Here is a 16,774-nt window from a genome sequence, read left to right on the forward strand (position 1 = left end):
TTCAAAAGACGGCGCGGCTCTGCGATAGTCGCGCCGTCCCGGGCGACCGGGATGCAGGGGGCGCCGGCACCTCGCCGGCATCAACGTATCAGGTGATGGCATATGGACATGCACGATCCGTATCGCGCGCCGGCGACCACGTCGACGGCGTCTTCCGTTCTGCCGGCGGCGAGCGTCGCCGCCACCGACGTGGCAACGTACTACTCGCCCCCCACGCTGAAGATCGCCGCGTTGTCGCTGACCACGCTGGGCATCTATCCGGTGTACTGGTTCTGGCGCAACTGGCGGGCGATCAAGCGCGAAACCGGCGGCAACCAGTGGCCGTGGGCGCGCGCGTTGTTCTCGCCGCTCTGGGCGTTCCTGTGCTTCAGCGATCTGCGCGATGCCACCAGCAATCGGCGCCGCACGCTGGCATTCGCGCCGGGCCTGCTGGGCGTGGCCTACTTCCTGCTCAACCTGGCCAGCAGGCTGCCCGATCCGATGTGGTTGGTCGCGCTGTTCACCTTCGTCCCGCTGTTGCCGGTGAACAGCCTGCTGCGCCGCTACCATCGCGAGGAGGGCATGGATATGCGTGCCTTGGACCGCTTCGGGGTGTGGCACATCCTGGTGGTGATCTTTGGCGGGGTCTTCCTGCTGCTGGCGGTGGCCGGCACCTTCATGCAGGACGACACGTTGTAGATCCCGGACGTCCAGCGGCGTTGTTCTCACCCGCGGATGAACGCCAACAGATCCGCATTGATCACATCGGCGTGCGTCGTGCACATGCCGTGCGGATAGCCTTTGTAGACCTTCAGCGTGCCGTGCTTGAGCAGCTTGATCGCCAGCTCCGCCGAATCCGCGATCGGCACGATCTGGTCGTCATCGCCATGCATCACCAGTACCGGCACGTCGATCTTCTTGAGGTCCTCGGTGAAGTCGGTTTCCGAGAAGGCCTTGATGCAGTCGTAGTGCGCGTTGATCGCGCCCATCATGCCCTGCCGCCACCAGTTGTCGACGACGCCCTGTTGCGGGGGCACGCTCTCGCGGTTGAAGCCGTAGAACGGAATCGGTACCTCGCGGTAGAACGCGGCACGGCCCGCGACCAGTGCCTGGCGAAAGCCATCGAAGACCTCCTTCGGCGTCCCGCCTGGATTGCTGTCGCTTTTGACCATGATCGGGGGCACCGCACCGATCAGCACGGCCTTGGCCACGCGTCCGGGCCTGGCCTGCGCCACGTAATGCGCGACCTCGCCACCGCCGGTGGAGTGGCCGATGTGGATCGCATCGCGCAGGTCCAGGTGATCGGCGAGCGCGTTGACGTCGGCGGCGTAGGTGTCCATCTCGTGCCCGCCGCTGGTCTGTGAGGAGCGGCCATGGCCGCGGCGGTCGTGGGCGATCACCCGGTAGCCCTGCAGCAGGAAGAACTGCAGCTGGGCATCCCAGTCATCGGCGCTGAGCGGCCAGCCATGATGGAACACGAGGGGCTGTCCCTTGCCCCAGTCCTTGTAGAAGATCTCGGTGTTGTCGGCGGTGGTGACGTAGGGCATGGCACGGAACTCCGGAAGACGGGGAGGGCGTTGCAGGGGTACCCGTGCATGCTGCGACTGCGGGGTGTTCAGCGCGGATGAACGGACCATGTCGATTCTGCGTCCCCTGGCGCGTCGAACCTGGGAGCCCGGCATGGACCGGGACGTCCCTATCCTTCGAGGCAGCCGTCATGAGCGATTCCACCCCGGCCAAGGGCCCCGCGTCCTACTTCCCCTCCATCGAGAAGACCTACGGCCAGCCGGTCGGCCACTGGCTGGCGCTGCTGGTCGCCCAGGGCGGGCTCAAGCACATGGAACTGGTGGCCTTCCTGAAGCGCGAACATGGCCTGGGCCATGGCCATGCCAATGCGCTGGTGGCCCATCACCTGGCCGCTGCCCGGCCCGGTTGAGCACAGCGGGTCGGGCGACAGTGGCATGCTGTGCGGCCTTGCCGCCGACAGGAGTCATGCCGCGATGCCGCGCTTCACCGAACTACGCGTGGACGCCAGTCCCGTGGTTACCCGCGCCGGGCGGGTGCTGGAGGGCTTTCCCTTCCGCGCGGACGCCTACCATGTGGCCGCGCTTTTCATGGCTGCGCTGCCGCGTGACTACGTGCTTGATGGCGCCAGCCTGCTGACGCTCCAGTGCGGGCCGCACGGCGATGACCCGGTCTACCAGCGCTTCCCCGGGGCCAGCGTGGTGTGCGTGGAGCCGTTCGATTTCGCTGCATACGCAGGCAGCGACCCGGCTGCCCGCGAGCGCGCGGTGCTGGCGCTCATTGAACAGCACGGACTGGCGCTGATCGACCGTATCGGGGCCGATCCCGCCCCGTGGCGTGCGGCCGCCGCTTCAGTGCGCACACAGGGCTTCCGGCGCGAGGACGAGGTGGTACGGCTGGGGCGGGCGCTGCCCGCTCGGGCCGGCTGGATCCGGGTTTACCGCGGCCTGGGGGCCGGCATCGGCGAGCAGTGGCAGGCGCGCGTGCTGGACCGTGGTGGTGCACGCGTCGCCTCGTATCCAATGCGCAGCCCGGCGGCGCTGGACCAGCGCGACTGGTTCACGCGCTCGGCGTGGGAGCAGGGTGTGTTCGTGGTGCGTCAACGCCTGGGCCAGGTGGTTTTCACCCTGGAGCCGCCTGGCGCCGCAGGCCCGGGCCGCAGCTGGATGGCTGTCTGAATGATTTCACCAGCAACTGTCACGCCGATCGTGTCTAATACCGCTCCCCACGTCACACCCCCACCCCCATGTCCCTTGAATCCCATGGCCCCGCGCCGTGCGACGACGCTGACGGCCACCTCGTCACCGCAGGCCCGCTGACCCCGCCACCCGACAGTGCCGGCACCGTGGCCGACCAGAACGCCCTGCGCCATTCCGTGGCCGAGGACGTGCAGGGCATGATCCTGGCGACCCTGGTGGCTTCGCTCGGCCTGGCGATCTTCGCCAAGGGCGGGCTGATGATCGGCGGCATGGCCGGGCTGGCCTTCCTGGCCCATTACGCGTTCGGCTGGAATTTCGGCCTGGTGTTCGTACTGGTCAATCTGCCGTTCTACTGGGTGGCCGTGCGCCGCATGGGCTGGGAGTTCACCCTGAAGACCTTCGCTGCGGTGACCGCCTGCGGCGTGCTCACCGACCTGCTGCCGCGCTGGGCCGATTTCGCGCACATGAGCTCGCTGTACTCGGCCATCGTGGGCGGGGCGCTGGCCGGCCTGGGCATCCTGTTCTACATCCGCCACCGGGCCAGCCTGGGCGGGATCGGGATCCTGGCGGTGTACCTGCAGCGCACCCGTGGCTGGAGCGCCGGCAAGGTGCAGATGTCGTTCGACACGCTGCTGATGTGCGTGGCGTTCTTCGTGCTGTCCCCATCGAAAGTGATGTACTCGGCGATCGGCGCGGTGGTGCTCAGCCTGGTGCTGATGTTCAACCACCGCCCGGGCCGCTACATGGGCGTCTGACGCGCCTTACTCACCCTGCGGCGGCACCGGCACGATGGTCACGCCGGAGATCCAGCGGCGGCTGTGCAGGTCCAGCGTGGCGGCCTGCTCGCCGGGACCGCGGTACAGCCACAGCTGGCAGCACAGCGCATGGTCGCCGGCATAGCTGCTGCGCAGGGCGATGAGCGAGGCGCTGTAGCACTGGCGTCGAGAGCGGATCACGGTGTCGGCGGCAGTATCGAAGGTATAGCTGCCGGCGCCGCGCCAGGGCCATGCCTCGGCCTCGTCCGGGTCGGTCCCGGCCGGGAACGGGCAGCGCCCCTGCGCATCGCCGAAATGGGCGACGCCGTCACCATCGATGGTCAGGGCGGCCAGCAGGCGGTCAATGTGCTTGAGCAGGCGCCGGTCCGCCGCGATCGCCGTGGCATGCGCGTCCAGCGGTACGCCATCGCGATGCATCACCGGATCGGCCAGCCGATGCTCGCGGCCGTAACGCACCTGCAACTGCACCGTGGGACTGCGCTCCCGCGGGTTGGCCGACAGTGGCCGGTTCAGCAGCAGGGTGTCGCCGTAGTAGTCGCCATCGCGGTAGGCGATGTAGCTGACGCCGTCGATGCGCAGCCAGTACAGGCCCTGGTCGCTGCCGCGTCCACTGATGCCGTACTGCCCCTGCGCCCAGGGACGCTGCGGGTCCAGGCTGTCCGGCGCCGCGAAGCCGCGGTGCGGATCGCGCCGCAGCATGTCCACCTGCGTGTACAGGCCGGTGCCGCCGCTGTAGGCGCTCTGCACCAGGTCGCGCTGGCCGTCGCCATCCAGATCGAGCAGGGAGAGCGACAGCTCGCCCATCTCCACCGGCACGGTGTGCTGGGCATCGGTCTCGCGCAGGTAGCGGGTCACCGCCTCCCAATCGGCCGGGGTGACAGTGGGCGGGCGCACCAGCGCGGGCAGTGGCGCATCACTGTCGCCGGCCACCGGGATCTGCAGGTCCACGCCAGTTTCGTCGCGGTAGCGGGCCAGCACGGTATCGATCGGGGCCGGGTCGTCGGCCGGCACCGCGGCGATCTCCGCGCGCAGGCGCGCCAGCATGGTGTCCAGGTCGCTGGCCAAGGCCAGCGAGGGAAAGGCCACGGCCGCAAGCAGCGCGACCGGCAATGCGGTGCGCCTCACGCCTGGCGCCAGGCCGGCTTGAGCGTGTCGATGCGCTTGAACACGGGGCAGTCCGGGCTGTGCGCGCCGGGCAGGTAGCCCAGGCTCATCAGGAACTCGCCGGTGATCTCCCCGCCGGTGAAGCGGAAGGTCTTCTTGAACAGCTTCACCCAGCCGGCCTTGTCCAGCGGATGGTGCGCATCCAGCCACCCTGCGAAGCTGCCGTGGCTGGCCCGCAGCTGCTGGATCACCTGGGCATTGTGGACCGCCGCGTGAACCTTGAGTCGGTTGCGGATGATCCGGGCATCGTCGAGCAGGCGTTCGATGTCACGCTCGCCATAGGCGGCCACCGTGTCCACGTCGAACCCGTCATAAGCAGCGCGGAAGCCCTCGCGCTTCTTGAGGATGGTCTCCCAGCTCAGGCCGGCCTGGTTGATCTCCAGGATCAAGCGCTCGAACAGCTCGCGCTCCTCGCGCTGCGGGAAGCCGTATTCGTGATCATGGTAGTCGCCGTGGACCGGATGACCGGGGGCGATGAGGCAGTAACCGGACACGTGAAGCTCCTTGCGATGGCGGATCAGGCGCACGGGCCAGGGCACGCGCGCAGGCCTGCATTATGTCAGCGCGAAAGCGCACATCACGGCCAGCGGCTAGAATGGGGCCATGTCTGAACTGTCCACTTCGCTTGCCCACCACCTGCTGGTCGCGCTCCCGTCGCTGACCGACCCCACCTTTGCCCGGACCGTGGCGCTGATCTGCCAGCACGACGAGAACGGCGCGATGGGCGTGCTGGTCAACCAGCCCTCCGAGTACACCCTCGGTGAAGTGCTCGCCCAGATGGAGATCACCACCAGCAGCGACACCCTGCGTGGCCAGATCGTGCTCAACGGCGGCCCGGTGCACCCCGAGCGCGGTTTCGTGATCCACGACGACGCGCGCAGCTGGGATTCCAGCCTGGCCGTGGGCGAGGGCGTGTTCCTGACCACCTCGCGCGACATCCTCGAAGCGATGGCCCGTGGCGAAGGCCCGCGCAATGCACTGGTCACCCTGGGCTGCGCCGGCTGGAGCGAAGGGCAGCTGGAAACGGAAATCGCCGAGAACAGCTGGCTGGCCGTACCGGCCGATGCCGACCTGCTGTTCAGCACGCCGCTGGACGAGCGTTGGCAGGGCGCGGCCGCGCGCATCGGCGTGGATCTGTTCCGCCTGACGGATTACAGCGGCCATGTCTGAGCCGGCCACGCCCGCGCCCGCCGCGGCCACGCCGCCGACCATCCGCCGCGACGGTACCGTGCTCGGTTTCGATGTCGGCTCGCGCCGGATCGGGGTGGCCATCGGCAGCTCGTTCGGCACCCATGCGCGCGCGATCGCGGTGGTCGATGTGCACGGCAACGGCCCGGACTGGACCGCGGTCGAGCGCCTGATCAAGGAATGGCGGCCGGACGGCCTGGTGGTCGGCGACCCGCTGACCCTGGACGGCCAGGACCAGCCCAACCGCAAGCGCGCGCAGGGCTTTGCCCGCCAGCTGCGGGAACGTTTCAAACTGCCGGTGGTGCTGGTCGACGAGCGTTCCAGCTCGGTCGAAGCGGCGCGCCGGTTCGCGGTCGAGCGCGCCGAAGGCCGCAAACGCCGTCGCGATGCTGCGGCACTCGATGCCGTGGCCGCGGCGGTGATCATCGAACGCTGGCTCTCCTCGCCGGATGACGCCACCCCCGTTTCCTGACCCTCAGACCCTGCCCATGACCGCCACGCAACTCGATTCCGATGGACGCCTGCGCCACCTGCTGACCCTGGAAGGTCTGCCCCGCGAAACCCTGCTGCAACTGCTCGACCGCGCCGGCCAGATCCGCGATGCGGCGGTTGGCCGGGTCGGCAACAAGCGTCACGTGCTCGGCGGCTCGGCGGTCTGCACGCTGTTCTTCGAACCCTCCACGCGGACCCGCAGCTCGTTCCAGCTGGCCGCGCAGCGGCTGGGGGCGGACGTGCTGAACTTCGACGCGTCCACCTCGTCCACCCGCAAGGGCGAGACCGCCTGCGACACGCTGAAGAATCTGGAGGCGATGGGCGTGCGCGGTTTCGTGGTGCGTCATCCCGATGACGGCGCGGTGGCGGCGCTGGCCGCCGAGGCCGGCGAGGGCACCGCGCTGGTCAACGCCGGTGACGGCCGCAGCTCGCACCCGACCCAGGGCCTGCTGGACATGCTGACCCTGCGCCAGGCCAAGGGCAGCGACTTCTCGAAGATGAAGGTCGTCATCGTTGGCGACGTGAAGCACTCGCGGGTGGCCCGCACCGACCTGCATGCCCTGCGCACGCTGGGTGTCGGCGAGATCCGCGTGTGTGGCCCGCAGTCGCTGCTGCCGGACGATGACACGCTCAAGGGCTGCATCGTCGGCCAGGATTTCGATGCCATGCTGGAAGGCGTGGATGCGCTGATGATGCTGCGCCTGCAGCGCGAGCGCATGGAAGAAGGCCTGGTGCCCTCGCTGGAGCAGTATCACGCGCAGTACGGCCTGGACGCGACGCGCCTCAAGCGTGCCGGCACCGATGCCGCCGTGCTGCACCCTGGCCCGATCAACCGCGGCGTGGAGGTCACCGACGAGGTGGCCGACGGCCCGCAGTCGTGGGTGCTGCGCCAGGTCGCCAATGGCGTGGCCGTGCGCATGGCGGTGCTGGAAACGTTGCTGGGGTAAGCAGCCTTTCAACACGGCAGGGGTCGCCCGTTGGTCGATACGGGCGTGTGGCGGTACCCACCACGGTGGGTACCTGCCGGTCATCCAATCACCGCTGCTGCGCGAACAGCCACGCCCACATCGCGGCATCGGCATACGCCGCGTCCCACGCGTTGTGGTTGCCGTCGGGATACTCGGTGTAACGCACGTCCTTCGCACCGGCCTGCTGGAATGCGGCGTGCAGCCTGCGATCGTCATCCGGCGGCACGACGTCGTCCAGGCCGCCATGGAACATCCAGATCGGGACGTTGCGCAGGCGCTGGGCGATGGTGGCGTAGGGGTCAGCCTGCCCGGCGACCGCGTCCACCTGCAGGTCCGGACGCGTCTGCCGCGGCGACAGCACCGCACCGCACACCGGCACGATGGCGGCGAAGCGGTTCGGTTCGGCCAGCGCGATGTTCCAGCTGCCATAGCCGCCCATCGACATCCCGGTCAGGTACTGGCGTTGCGGGTCGGCGCCGAACTCGGCGATGGCGGCATCCAGCGCCGCCAAGGCAATGCGATTGTTCTCGCCGGACCACTCCTGGTCATCCGGCGTCTGCGGCAGCACGACCAGTGCGGGGAAGGTGGAAGCGTGCTGGCGCAGGTACGGCCCGAGCCCGGCCTGGGTCTGGCGGCGGCCATCACGGCCCCGTTCGCCGGAGCCGTGCAGGAACAGCACCACCGGCAGTTCGCCGCGCGAGGCGGCTGCGTTGCGAGGCACGAACACCTGGTAATACGCAGTCTGCCCATTCACCTTGACCGCGCGGCCGACGAACTGGCCCCCGGATGTTTCCGGCGTGCTGGCGCAGCCCGCCACCGTCATCATCGCCACCGCCCACAGCAACCAGTTACTCCAGCGTCGCGCCATGCCCGTGCCTCGTCTGAAATCGATTTCAGTCTAGGCCCGGTGGCGTGTCGGGGCATCGTGCAGTGCATCAGTCCGGGCGCGGCGCAGCGGCCAGAATCTCCAGCTGTTCGATCGCTTCGGGGTGGCCGTCAGCGGCCGCCGCCTGCACCTGGGCCAGGCTGGGGTGGACCACCAGCAGGATCGGGTTCTCGCACTGCGGGCAGTCGAACTGCGCTTCATCTTCGTGCAGCTCCATCGGCATCTGCCGCGCGCTGCCCTGCCATTCGCAGGCAGCGCAGGTATACGTCGCGTCGCGCCAGCCGGGGACGAAATAGTTGTCGAGGGTCACGGCCATGCGGGGTCCAGGGTCAGTGCAGCAGGATCAGGGTAGCCAGGCCGAGGAAGCTGAAGAAGCCCATGACGTCGGTGACGGCGGTGACCACCACGGTGCCGGCCACCGCCGGGTCGACGTTCATGCGTTTGAGCAGCAGCGGCAGCAGGACGCCGGCCAGGGCCGCGGCGCAGAAGTTGATGATCAGCGCCAGGGTGATCACCAGCGACAGCAGGAAGCTGTGGAACCAGAGGTAGGCGATGATGCCGACCACGGTGCCGATCAGGGTGCCGTTGATCAGCGCGACCCGCGATTCCTTCCACAGCAGGATGCGCGCGTTGCTCTGGCCGACCTGGCCCAGCGCGATGCCGCGCACCATCAGGGTCAGCACCTGCACGGCCGCATTGCCGCCGACGCCGGCGACGATCGGCATCAGCACGGCCAGCGCCACCACCTTCTGCAGGGTCAGCTCGAACTGGCCGATCACGCTGGCCGCCAGGAACGCGGTGCACAGGTTGATGCCCAGCCAGACCACGCGGCCGCGCACGGCGCGCTTGATCGGCGAGAACAGATCTTCTTCTTCGTCCAGACCGGCGGCGCCCAGCGCCTGGTGCTCGGCCTGCGACCGGATGATGTCGACCACGTCATCGATGGTGATGCGGCCGAGCAGGATGTTGTTGTCGTCCACCACCGGGGCGGAGACCCAGTCATGATCGGAGAACTGGCGCGCGACTTCATCGGCGCTCTCGCCCACATCGATCGCAGGCTGCTCGTCATCGATCAGGCGGTTGATCGGGGTGTTGTCCTCATGCGTCACCAGTGCGGCCAGCGAGAGGCGGCCGAGGTACTGATGGCGGCGGCTGACCACGAACAGGTGATCGGTGTGGTCGGGCAGTTCGCCGCGCAGGCGCAGGTAGCGCAGCACCACGTCGACGTTGACGTCGGCGCGCACGGTCACCACGTCCGGGTTCATCAGGCGGCCGGCGCTGTCCTCGGGATACGACAGCACCTGCTCGAGCCGCTCGCGGTTCTCGCGGTCCATCGACTTGAGCACTTCATCGATGACCGTGTCCGGCAGATCCTCGACCAGGTCGGCAAGGTCATCGATGTCCAGGTCTTCGACCGCGGCGATGATCTCGTCCGGGTCCATGTCGGCCAGCAGGCTTTCGCGCACTTCCTCGCCGACGTGGACCAGTACCTCGCCGTCGTCTTCCGGATCGACCAGGCCCCAGACAATCTCGCGCTTGCCCGGGGGCAGCGATTCGAGCAGGTTGCCGATTTCCGCCGGCGCCAGGGTATTGACCAAGCGACGGACCGGACCCAACCGCCCGCTGTCCAGTGCATCGGACAACAGCCGCAGCTGGCGCGCCGTCTTGTCGTGGCGTACGGCTTCGGCCATGCGCAGCTCCTGCGGAAAAAGAAAAGGCCGCTATCCGGTAGAGGATGCGGCATGGGCGGTGGTCACCGCGTCATTATCGCGCGCTTACATGTCAATCCGGTAGGTCATCGCCGTCGTCGATGACGCACGGTCACGCCTGGCTCGCCTTCTCGATCCAGCGTTCGATGCCACGGCGGTCGCGTGCCTGCAGCAGTTTGGGGGCCATCGCCTGCAGCACGGACAGGTCACTGTCGCGCACCGCACGGCGCACTTCCAGCAGGGTGCCCGGGTGCAGGCTGAACTCCGTCAGCCCCAGCGCCAGCAGCAGGCGCGTCATCAGCGGGTCGCCGGCGATCTCGCCGCAGACCGCCACCGGGATGTTGTAGGCCTGGCCGGTGCGCAGGATATGCGCCAGCAGGCGTACCACCGCCGGGTGCAGCGGCGAATACAGTTCGCCCACGGCCTCGTTGTTGCGGTCGGCGGCGAGCAGGTACTGGACCAGGTCGTTGGTGCCGATCGAAAGGAAGTCGACCAGATCGATGAAGCTCTCCAGCGCGATCGCCGCGGCGGGCACTTCGATCATCGCGCCGAACGGGATGTGCTCGGCGACCTCATGGCCTTCGGCGCGCAGCAGGTCGGCCTGCTTGGCCAGGCGCCGGCGGACCGCGAGGATTTCTTCGCGGGTGCTCACCATCGGGATCAGGATGCGCAGCTTGCCGTACGCCGAGGCGCGCAGGATCGCGCGCAGCTGGGTATCGGCCACTTTCGGCCGCGCCAGCGACAGGCGCACGCCACGCAGGCCCAGGGCCGGGTTCTCTTCGTTGCTCAGGGTCAGCCCGGTGCGGTCGGCCTTGTCCGCGCCCAGGTCCAGGGTGCGGATGGTGACCGGCCGCCCGCTCATGCCGAGCGCGGCATCGCGGTAGGTCTCGAACTGTTCCTGCTCGTCGGGCAGCTCGTTGCGCTGCAGGAACAGGAATTCGGTGCGGTACAGGCCCAGCCCGTGCGCGCCCAGCGCATGCGCCTGGGTGACGTCTTCGCTGGACTCGGCATTGGCGAGCAGGGCGATGTCGACATTGTCGCGGGTGCGGCTGGGCTTGGTGCGCAGGCGGCCGAGTTCGCGCTGTTCGCGCGCATGCTCGCGCAGCCGTACGCGGTAATCGCGCAGGTCCGGTGCCTGCGGGTTGATGGTGACCGTGCCGTCGCTGCCATCCATGATCAGCACGTCGCCGTCGGCGACCTTCTGCAGCACGTTCGGGACGTTGACGATCAACGGCAGGTGCAGGCTTCGCGCCAGGATCGCGCTGTGCGAGAGCGCGCTGCCACCGGCGGTGACGATGCCGACCACGCCGTGGGCCTGCAGCTGGGCCAGCTCGGAAGGGGCGATGTTGTCGCAGATCAGGATTTCACCGGCCATGCCTTTGACGTCCGGCGGGCGTTTCTGCAGGAAGGCATGGATGCGCCCGATCACATGGTCCAGATCGTCCATGCGGCTCTTCAGGTAGGCATCGTCCATGCCATCGAAGACCTTGGCCAGGCGGTCGCGCTGCACGCGCAAGGCGTAGCCGGCGCTGTACGGGCCACTGCGGATCAGCTCGTCCAGCCCGAACAGCAGCTCGGGGTCATCCAGCAGCAGGGCATGCAGGTCGAGGAACTCGCCGACTTCCTGGTTGAGGGCGCCATGCAGGCGCTGGCGCAGGTCGTGCATTTCGCCGCGGGCCGCGTCCACGGCCACGTGCAGGCGCTCCAGTTCGGCCTCGATCCTGGCCGGCGGAATGCGCTGTTCGGCGACTTCCAGGGCGTGCGGCAGGCGCACCCGGGCGCGGCCCAGGGCATTGCCGCGCGAGGCACCGTGGCCGGACAACAGCATCGCCCCGGACGCGGTCCGGGCCGGTGCGGAGGATCCCGGTCGCGGTTGCCCCCCCATGCTCAGTTGTCCTCGTCGAAGCGCCGTTCGAACAGGGCCACCACCGCGTCCATCGCGGCGGCTTCGTCCTCGCCGTCGATGCGTACGGTGACCGGAGTGCCCTGGCCGGCGGCCAGCAGCATGACGCCCATGATGCTCTTGGCGTTGATCTCACGGCCCTTGGCGGCCATGGTCACGTTGCAGCGGAAGGGCGCCAGCTCCTGCACCAGCTTGGCAGTGGCGCGGGCATGCAGGCCCAGGCGGTTGGATACGGTGAGTTCACGTTCAAGCATCGTCGACAATCGCTCCATTGCGAGTGCCTGCCGCGGCTGTGGCAGGCAGTTGATCCAGTCCCTGTTCCGGATAATTCATCACCCGCATCAACATCGGCAGGCTCAGCGCCGAAACCCGGCGTGCCGGGGTGCCCAGACGAGCCAGTTGCCCGGCCAGATTGCTGGGGCTGGCGCCGTACAGGTCGGTCAGGATCAGCACGCCCTGGCCGCTGTCCACCCGGCGCAAGGCGGCCGAGGCGAGCGGGAGCAAGGCGTCCATATCTGCGTCGAACGGTACTTCGAAAGCTTCGGTCTTCAGCGGCAGGTGCCGCAGCAGCCGTGTCGCCACGTCCAGCAGGGCCGTGCCGACACCGGGATGAGTTACGAGGAGAATGCCACAGGTCATTCCCGAACGTTAACAGGTCAAGATGAATTGGCGATAGCACGCGTGAAAGACTGCTGTGTTCCGCGGTTCAGCGTGCCGATGACCTGTCCCCTGTCGGGCCAGGACAGGGCGACGGGGTCCGTCGCCCCATGGGCGGATCAGGCCGGGGGCCATGCCCGGTCGACGGGCCTGCCAGCCACCGCCGACATTGCCGTTTTCAGTCCAGTTCGCGGTGGAAGGTCGCCACTTCCGGCCAGCCTTGATCGCGGGCATGCCGGGCCATGCGCTCGGCCATGTAGACCGAGCGGTGCTTGCCGCCGGTGCAGCCGAAGGCGACCGTCACGTAGCTGCGGGTGTCATTGCCCAGCCGCGGCAGCCAGGTGTCGAGGAAATCGACCAGCTGCGCGGCATAGCGCTGCACATCGGGCTGTTCGTCCAGATGCTCGCGCACGCCGGCATCGCGACCGGACAGCGGACGCAGCTCCGGGTCCCAGTGCGGGTTGGGCAGCACGCGCACGTCGAATACGAAGTCGGCTTCGGCCGGCACGCCGCGCTTGTAGGCGAAGGATTCGAACAGCAGCGACAGCTTGTTGCCGTGGGCCAGGGCGAACTCGGTGACTACCTTGCGGCGCAGCTGGTGCACGTTGAGGCTGGTGGTGTCGATCACCGCGTCGGCCGCGCGGCGCAGCGGGGCGGTGAGTTCGCGTTCGCGGGCGATCGCTTCGGGCAGGGACAGCCCGAGCTGGCTCAGCGGATGGCGGCGACGGGTATCGGCGTAGCGCTTGAGCAGGCTTTCATCGGTGGCATCGAAGAACAGCAGCTGCGCATCCAGGCCGGCCGCCTTGGCATCTTCGCGCCAGTGCGACAGTTGGGTCAGGTCGCTCTGCGCGCGCACGTCGATGCCCACCGCCAGCCGGCGCGGGGCCTCGCGGCCGGGGTCGCCGAGCAGGCTGCGCACGAAATCCGGCAGCAGGTTGATCGGCAGGTTGTCCGAGCAGTAATAGTCGAGGTCTTCGAAGGTCTTCAGCGCGACCGTCTTGCCGGAACCGGACAGCCCACTGACGATGATCAGGGTGGCGGCGGTCGGGGCGGAGGCGGGGGCGGGGGTGTTCATGGCGTGCGGCGTTCCAACATGTTGCTGTGGCGGGCGATGAACATCGCGGCCGGGTCGATGCCCTTGGTCCGCAGGATGTGCAGGCGCGTGGCGGCTTCGGTCAGCACGGCCAGGTTGCGGCCGGGCATCACCGGCAGGGTGATCAGCGGCACATCCAGGTCCAGCACGTGGCGGGTACCCGAGTCGCCGGTCAGGCGTTCATAGCCGTAGGGGGTGGGCTCGGTCATCGGCTTGGTCAGGTGCACGATCAGCCGAAGATACTTGTTCTTCTTTACAGCCGTGTCGCCGAACATCTCGCGCACGTTGAGCACGCCCAGGCCGCGCACTTCCAGCAGGTCCTGCAGCAGCTCGGGGCAGGTGCCGTCGAGCACGTCCGGGGCGATCTGGGTGAATTCAGGGGCATCATCGGCCACCAGGCGGTGCCCGCGGCTGAGCAGCTCCAGCGCCAGCTCGCTCTTGCCCGAGCCGGCTTCACCGGTGATCAGCACGCCGATGGAATAGATCTCCATGAACACGCCATGCAGGATCACCCGCGGCGCCAGCGTGCGCGCCAGGTGGTAGGAGAGGTGGTTGAGCAGCTCGTGGCCGCGCTTGGGCGAGATCCACAGCGGGGTCTGCGATTCGTCCGCGGCCGCACGCAGGTCTTCCGGGCACGACTGGTTGCGGGTGATCACCAGCGCCAGCGGATGCGACTGCATGATCCGCTCGATGGTCTCCCAGCGCTGGCGCGAGTCCAGCGAGTCCAGCCAGGACAGCTCCTCGGTCCCCAGGATCTGCACCTTGTTGGGGTAGATCGCATTGAGGTACCCGGCCAGCGAGGGACGGCGGGACACCTTGTTGCCAGCCTCCAGCTCACGGCGCTCGCCCTGCTGGCCGGCGACCCAGCGCAGGCTCAGGCGGTCGCGCTGCTGTTCGAACAGTTCGCGCGCGGTGATGCTGGTATTCATGCGGCACTCGCCGGCGGGGGAAATTCGATGACCCGACGCAGCGCGTCGCCGTCGCGCGCTTCGCGCAGCGCCTGGCGGATGGCCGGCTCGGAGAACAGCTCGGCCAGCTCGGACAGCAGCATCAGGTGTTGATGGGTGTAGTGCGCAGGCACGGCAATGGCGAAGACCAGGTCGACCGGTTCATCGCCGCCGAACTCGACCGGCGATTCCAACCGCAGCAGCGCGCCGCGGGGGCGTTCCAGCAGGGGGGCACGGCCGTGCGGGATGGCGATGCCATGGCCGATCGCGGTACTGCCCAGCGTCTCGCGCTGGCACAGGTTCTGGTACAGCAGCTCGGCGTTGGCTTCGCGGCAGGCCAGCAGGCGGGCCGCGGCCTTCAGCACGCTGTCGCGATCGGCGGCCGGCAGCACTTGCGTGCGGACGGCCGCCAGAAGATCAGTCAGAGGCATGTCGGGGTGGAAACGAGGGCATCAGCCCTCATTGTCGCCCACCGGCAGCGGTTGCGGTGCGTGCTGCTGCTTTTTCTCTTTGTGCTTGATGACCAGGCGGTCGAGCTTGTCGGCCAGGATGTCGATCGCGGCGTACATCGTGGGGCCGCTGGCGTCCGCGTGCAGAGTCTGCCCGGGAACATTCACACTCGCATCGGCATGGTGCTCCGGCTTGCGGATCGACAGCTGCACGCGGACCTCGCAGTGCTGGTCGAAATGCTTCCCCAGCCGTTCCAGCTTGGTCTCCACGTACTCGTTCAGAGCCGGGGTGATCTCAAGGTGGTCCTTGCCAAACGTCTCGATGTGCATCGGGTTTCTCCTTTGTTCGGATGTGCCAATGAACCTTCCCGCCGGGCGCGGCGGAGCGTCAGACGATTCTTACCCTTTCGTGCGAGGCGGAAATGTTCATGGCTTCACGATACTTCGCCACGGTGCGTCGCGCCACCGGTATTCCGGAGGTCTTGAGCAGGTCAGCCAGCTTGGCGTCAGAAAGCGGCTTGCGCGGGTTCTCGTCATCGATCAGGCGGCGCAGCATGGCCTGGATGGCGGTACTGGAGGCCTCGCCGCCGCTGTCGGTATCGATGCCGGAAGCGAAGAACGCGCGCAGAGGCAGGGTGCCGCGCGGGGTGCGCACGTACTTGCGGGCGATCGCCCGGGAAATGGTCGATTCGTGCAGGCCGAGCTCGCCGGCCACTTCACGCAGGGTCAGCGGGCGCAGGGCCTGTTCGCCGAACTCCAGGAACGCGGCCTGCTGGTCGAGCAGGCAGCGCATCACCCGCAGCAGGGTCTCGCCACGGGCCTCCAGGCCCTTGAGCAGCCAGCGCGCCTCCTGCAGGTGGGCGCGCATGTAACCGGCGTCGGCCTCCCCGCAGCGGCGGATCATCTGCTCGTAGCCGCGATGGATGACCACCCGGGGCCCGGCGTGACCGGCCAGGGCCGCGCGCCAGACGCCGTTCTGGCGCCAGACCACGCAGTCAGGCACCACATAGCTGTCGTGGGAGAGCTCGCCGATCTGGGTGCCCGGGCGCGGGTCCAGCGAGCGCAGCAGCTGCACGGCGACCTCGACCTCGGCCACCGGCTCGCGCAGTTCGTGGGCGATGCCGGCCACGCCGCTGCGTGGCAGGCGTTCCAGCGGGCCCTCGGCGATGCGCCGGGCCAGCGCCAGGCCGGGGGTGTCGGCGGGCAGCACCAGCAGTTGCAGGTCCAGGCATTCGCCCAGGCTGCGTGCACCGACCCCGACCGGGTCGAAGCGCTGGATCTGGTGCAGGACGGTCAGGATTTCCGCCTCGTCGGCCTGGATCGCCGGGCGCAGGGTCTCGGCGATGGCCGTGAGCGGCTCGCGCAGGTAACCGTCGTCTTCGAAGGCATCGATCAGGGCGGCGCCGATGCTGCGGTCGCGGGCCGACAGGTGCGACAGATGCAGCTGCCAGAGCAGGTGGTCGGCCAGCGACTCGGTCTCGGCCACGCGCTCGGCGGCGCTGCCGTTGTCGTCATCGTCGAAGGAGCCGCCGCTGCTGCCGCTGGTCCAGTCGCCATCGCCGGGCGACCACTCGTCGCCAGCGGAGACATGGTGCTCGCCGTCGGCGTGGGTATCGGTGGGGGCGGGCGGGGGACTGTCCTCGCCCGGGCTGGCCTCGAGCGCCGGTTCGGCGTTCTCGGCCCAGTCCAGCAGCGGGTTGGTCTCCACCGCCTCGTTGATCTCCAGCTCCAGCTCGGCGCTGGACATCTGCAACAGCTTGATCGCCTGACGCAGCTGCGGCGTCATGACCAGGTGTTGCCCCATCGATGTCTGCAGCCGTGCTTTCATGCCTGTGCCGAA

General features: G+C 68.4%; 21 protein-coding genes. 7 read left to right on the top strand and 14 right to left on the bottom strand.

What is annotated here, in order from left to right:
• The first annotated feature begins 102 nt into the window (after positions 1–102).
• Entirely contained in the window at positions 103–678 is a 576-nt protein-coding gene (locus AC07WC_RS02785; protein WP_495208643.1) for a hypothetical protein, read from the top strand.
• Positions 679–704: 26 nt separating this feature from the next.
• On the opposite strand, the gene AC07WC_RS02790 is transcribed toward AC07WC_RS02785, so the two are convergent.
• The gene (locus tag AC07WC_RS02790; protein WP_495208644.1) at positions 705–1,526 is read right to left on the bottom strand and encodes an alpha/beta fold hydrolase; all 822 of its coding nucleotides are present in this window, start codon (positions 1,524–1,526) and stop codon (positions 705–707) included.
• A 170-nt stretch (positions 1,527–1,696) separates the two neighbouring features.
• Between AC07WC_RS02790 and AC07WC_RS02795 the strand changes: the two genes are divergently transcribed.
• The 3 genes from AC07WC_RS02795 to AC07WC_RS02805 all read left to right on the top strand — a co-directional run bounded on the left by AC07WC_RS02795 (position 1,697) and on the right by AC07WC_RS02805 (position 3,457).
• The gene (locus AC07WC_RS02795) at positions 1,697–1,915 is read left to right on the top strand and encodes a DUF4287 domain-containing protein (protein WP_495208645.1); all 219 of its coding nucleotides are present in this window, start codon (positions 1,697–1,699) and stop codon (positions 1,913–1,915) included.
• Between the two features lie 64 nt (positions 1,916–1,979).
• Complete coding sequence (locus tag AC07WC_RS02800; protein ID WP_495208646.1) at positions 1,980–2,681, top strand: hypothetical protein; 702 nt, start codon at positions 1,980–1,982, stop codon at positions 2,679–2,681.
• A 68-nt stretch (positions 2,682–2,749) separates the two neighbouring features.
• Positions 2,750–3,457 carry a YitT family protein gene (locus AC07WC_RS02805; RefSeq protein WP_495208647.1) on the top strand — a complete coding sequence of 236 codons (708 nt, stop codon included), beginning with the start codon at positions 2,750–2,752 and terminating at the stop codon, positions 3,455–3,457.
• Positions 3,458–3,463: 6 nt separating this feature from the next.
• Here AC07WC_RS02805 and AC07WC_RS02810 read toward each other — a convergent pair whose 3' ends face one another.
• Positions 3,464–4,603 (bottom strand): hypothetical protein, encoded by a 1,140-nt coding sequence (locus AC07WC_RS02810; RefSeq protein ID WP_495208648.1) that lies wholly within the window; start codon positions 4,601–4,603, stop codon positions 3,464–3,466.
• Positions 4,600–5,136: a DNA-3-methyladenine glycosylase I gene (locus tag AC07WC_RS02815; protein ID WP_495208649.1), complete on the bottom strand. Its 537-nt coding sequence runs from the start codon at positions 5,134–5,136 to the stop codon at positions 4,600–4,602. The genes AC07WC_RS02810 and AC07WC_RS02815 overlap by 4 nt, the downstream gene beginning before the upstream one ends.
• Positions 5,137–5,245: 109 nt before the next feature.
• Between AC07WC_RS02815 and AC07WC_RS02820 the strand changes: the two genes are divergently transcribed.
• The 3 genes from AC07WC_RS02820 to AC07WC_RS02830 are packed head-to-tail and all read left to right on the top strand — an operon-like array spanning position 5,246 to position 7,269.
• Positions 5,246–5,812, top strand: a complete 567-nt coding sequence (locus tag AC07WC_RS02820) for a YqgE/AlgH family protein (RefSeq protein ID WP_495208650.1) — start codon at positions 5,246–5,248, stop codon at positions 5,810–5,812.
• A complete protein-coding gene (gene ruvX / locus AC07WC_RS02825; protein WP_465162956.1) occupies positions 5,805–6,302 on the top strand; it encodes a Holliday junction resolvase RuvX in 498 nt (165 codons plus the stop codon). Before AC07WC_RS02820 ends, ruvX begins: the two co-directional genes overlap by 8 nt.
• 16 nt (positions 6,303–6,318) lie before the next feature.
• On the top strand, positions 6,319–7,269 hold the full coding sequence (locus tag AC07WC_RS02830; RefSeq protein ID WP_495208651.1) for an aspartate carbamoyltransferase catalytic subunit: 951 nt from the start codon (positions 6,319–6,321) through the stop codon (positions 7,267–7,269).
• Positions 7,270–7,357: 88 nt separating this feature from the next.
• Here the strand turns inward: AC07WC_RS02830 and AC07WC_RS02835 are convergent, their stop codons facing one another.
• From AC07WC_RS02835 to AC07WC_RS02885, 11 genes are all read right to left on the bottom strand, one after another.
• Complete coding sequence (locus tag AC07WC_RS02835; RefSeq protein ID WP_495208652.1) at positions 7,358–8,158, bottom strand: carboxylesterase family protein; 801 nt, start codon at positions 8,156–8,158, stop codon at positions 7,358–7,360.
• 67 nt (positions 8,159–8,225) lie between these two features.
• Entirely contained in the window at positions 8,226–8,492 is a 267-nt protein-coding gene (locus AC07WC_RS02840) for a hypothetical protein (RefSeq protein ID WP_495208653.1), read from the bottom strand.
• 13 nt (positions 8,493–8,505) lie between these two features.
• A complete protein-coding gene (gene mgtE, locus AC07WC_RS02845; RefSeq protein WP_019185398.1) occupies positions 8,506–9,867 on the bottom strand; it encodes a magnesium transporter in 1,362 nt (453 codons plus the stop codon).
• A 130-nt stretch (positions 9,868–9,997) separates the two neighbouring features.
• Positions 9,998–11,713: a phosphoenolpyruvate--protein phosphotransferase gene (gene ptsP / locus AC07WC_RS02850; protein ID WP_495208654.1), complete on the bottom strand. Its 1,716-nt coding sequence runs from the start codon at positions 11,711–11,713 to the stop codon at positions 9,998–10,000.
• A 59-nt stretch (positions 11,714–11,772) separates the two neighbouring features.
• Positions 11,773–12,042: an HPr family phosphocarrier protein gene (locus AC07WC_RS02855; RefSeq protein WP_019185400.1), complete on the bottom strand. Its 270-nt coding sequence runs from the start codon at positions 12,040–12,042 to the stop codon at positions 11,773–11,775.
• Positions 12,035–12,427, bottom strand: a complete 393-nt coding sequence (locus AC07WC_RS02860; RefSeq protein WP_495208655.1) for a PTS sugar transporter subunit IIA — start codon at positions 12,425–12,427, stop codon at positions 12,035–12,037. Before AC07WC_RS02860 ends, AC07WC_RS02855 begins: the two co-directional genes overlap by 8 nt.
• Before the next feature lie 196 nt (positions 12,428–12,623).
• Positions 12,624–13,520, bottom strand: a complete 897-nt coding sequence (gene rapZ / locus AC07WC_RS02865; RefSeq protein ID WP_495208656.1) for an RNase adapter RapZ — start codon at positions 13,518–13,520, stop codon at positions 12,624–12,626.
• Positions 13,517–14,467 carry an HPr(Ser) kinase/phosphatase gene (hprK, locus tag AC07WC_RS02870; protein WP_019185403.1) on the bottom strand — a complete coding sequence of 317 codons (951 nt, stop codon included), beginning with the start codon at positions 14,465–14,467 and terminating at the stop codon, positions 13,517–13,519. The genes rapZ and hprK overlap by 4 nt, the downstream gene beginning before the upstream one ends.
• On the bottom strand, positions 14,464–14,916 hold the full coding sequence (locus AC07WC_RS02875; RefSeq protein WP_088432825.1) for a PTS sugar transporter subunit IIA: 453 nt from the start codon (positions 14,914–14,916) through the stop codon (positions 14,464–14,466). Before AC07WC_RS02875 ends, hprK begins: the two co-directional genes overlap by 4 nt.
• A gap of 21 nt (positions 14,917–14,937) precedes the next feature.
• Entirely contained in the window at positions 14,938–15,264 is a 327-nt protein-coding gene (gene hpf / locus AC07WC_RS02880) for a ribosome hibernation-promoting factor, HPF/YfiA family (RefSeq protein WP_259261257.1), read from the bottom strand.
• A gap of 58 nt (positions 15,265–15,322) precedes the next feature.
• On the bottom strand, positions 15,323–16,762 hold the full coding sequence (locus AC07WC_RS02885) for an RNA polymerase factor sigma-54 (RefSeq protein ID WP_495208657.1): 1,440 nt from the start codon (positions 16,760–16,762) through the stop codon (positions 15,323–15,325).
• Between the last annotated feature and the right edge of the window lie 12 nt (positions 16,763–16,774).

The organism is Stenotrophomonas sp. GW821-FHT01H02A (genome assembly GCF_059422145.1).

Excerpts from the sequence above, each read along its gene's own strand:
- AC07WC_RS02840 (WP_495208653.1), bottom strand. The coding sequence starts at position 8,492 with ATGGCCGTGACCCTCGACAACTATTTCGTCCCCGGCTGGCGCGACGCG.
- ruvX (WP_465162956.1), top strand. The coding sequence starts at position 5,805 with ATGTCTGAGCCGGCCACGCCCGCGCCCGCCGCGGCCACGCCGCCGACC.
- AC07WC_RS02795 (WP_495208645.1), top strand. The coding sequence starts at position 1,697 with ATGAGCGATTCCACCCCGGCCAAGGGCCCCGCGTCCTACTTCCCCTCC.
- AC07WC_RS02835 (WP_495208652.1), bottom strand. The coding sequence starts at position 8,158 with ATGGCGCGACGCTGGAGTAACTGGTTGCTGTGGGCGGTGGCGATGATG.
- AC07WC_RS02820 (WP_495208650.1), top strand. The coding sequence starts at position 5,246 with ATGTCTGAACTGTCCACTTCGCTTGCCCACCACCTGCTGGTCGCGCTC.
- hprK (WP_019185403.1), bottom strand. The coding sequence starts at position 14,467 with ATGAATACCAGCATCACCGCGCGCGAACTGTTCGAACAGCAGCGCGAC.
- AC07WC_RS02855 (WP_019185400.1), bottom strand. The coding sequence starts at position 12,042 with ATGCTTGAACGTGAACTCACCGTATCCAACCGCCTGGGCCTGCATGCC.
- hpf (WP_259261257.1), bottom strand. The coding sequence starts at position 15,264 with ATGCACATCGAGACGTTTGGCAAGGACCACCTTGAGATCACCCCGGCT.
- AC07WC_RS02785 (WP_495208643.1), top strand. The coding sequence starts at position 103 with ATGGACATGCACGATCCGTATCGCGCGCCGGCGACCACGTCGACGGCG.
- AC07WC_RS02830 (WP_495208651.1), top strand. The coding sequence starts at position 6,319 with ATGACCGCCACGCAACTCGATTCCGATGGACGCCTGCGCCACCTGCTG.
- AC07WC_RS02790 (WP_495208644.1), bottom strand. The coding sequence starts at position 1,526 with ATGCCCTACGTCACCACCGCCGACAACACCGAGATCTTCTACAAGGAC.
- AC07WC_RS02860 (WP_495208655.1), bottom strand. The coding sequence starts at position 12,427 with ATGACCTGTGGCATTCTCCTCGTAACTCATCCCGGTGTCGGCACGGCC.
- AC07WC_RS02800 (WP_495208646.1), top strand. The coding sequence starts at position 1,980 with ATGCCGCGCTTCACCGAACTACGCGTGGACGCCAGTCCCGTGGTTACC.
- AC07WC_RS02885 (WP_495208657.1), bottom strand. The coding sequence starts at position 16,762 with ATGAAAGCACGGCTGCAGACATCGATGGGGCAACACCTGGTCATGACG.
- AC07WC_RS02875 (WP_088432825.1), bottom strand. The coding sequence starts at position 14,916 with ATGCCTCTGACTGATCTTCTGGCGGCCGTCCGCACGCAAGTGCTGCCG.
- mgtE (WP_019185398.1), bottom strand. The coding sequence starts at position 9,867 with ATGGCCGAAGCCGTACGCCACGACAAGACGGCGCGCCAGCTGCGGCTG.
- ptsP (WP_495208654.1), bottom strand. The coding sequence starts at position 11,713 with ATGCTGTTGTCCGGCCACGGTGCCTCGCGCGGCAATGCCCTGGGCCGC.
- AC07WC_RS02805 (WP_495208647.1), top strand. The coding sequence starts at position 2,750 with ATGTCCCTTGAATCCCATGGCCCCGCGCCGTGCGACGACGCTGACGGC.
- rapZ (WP_495208656.1), bottom strand. The coding sequence starts at position 13,520 with ATGAACACCCCCGCCCCCGCCTCCGCCCCGACCGCCGCCACCCTGATC.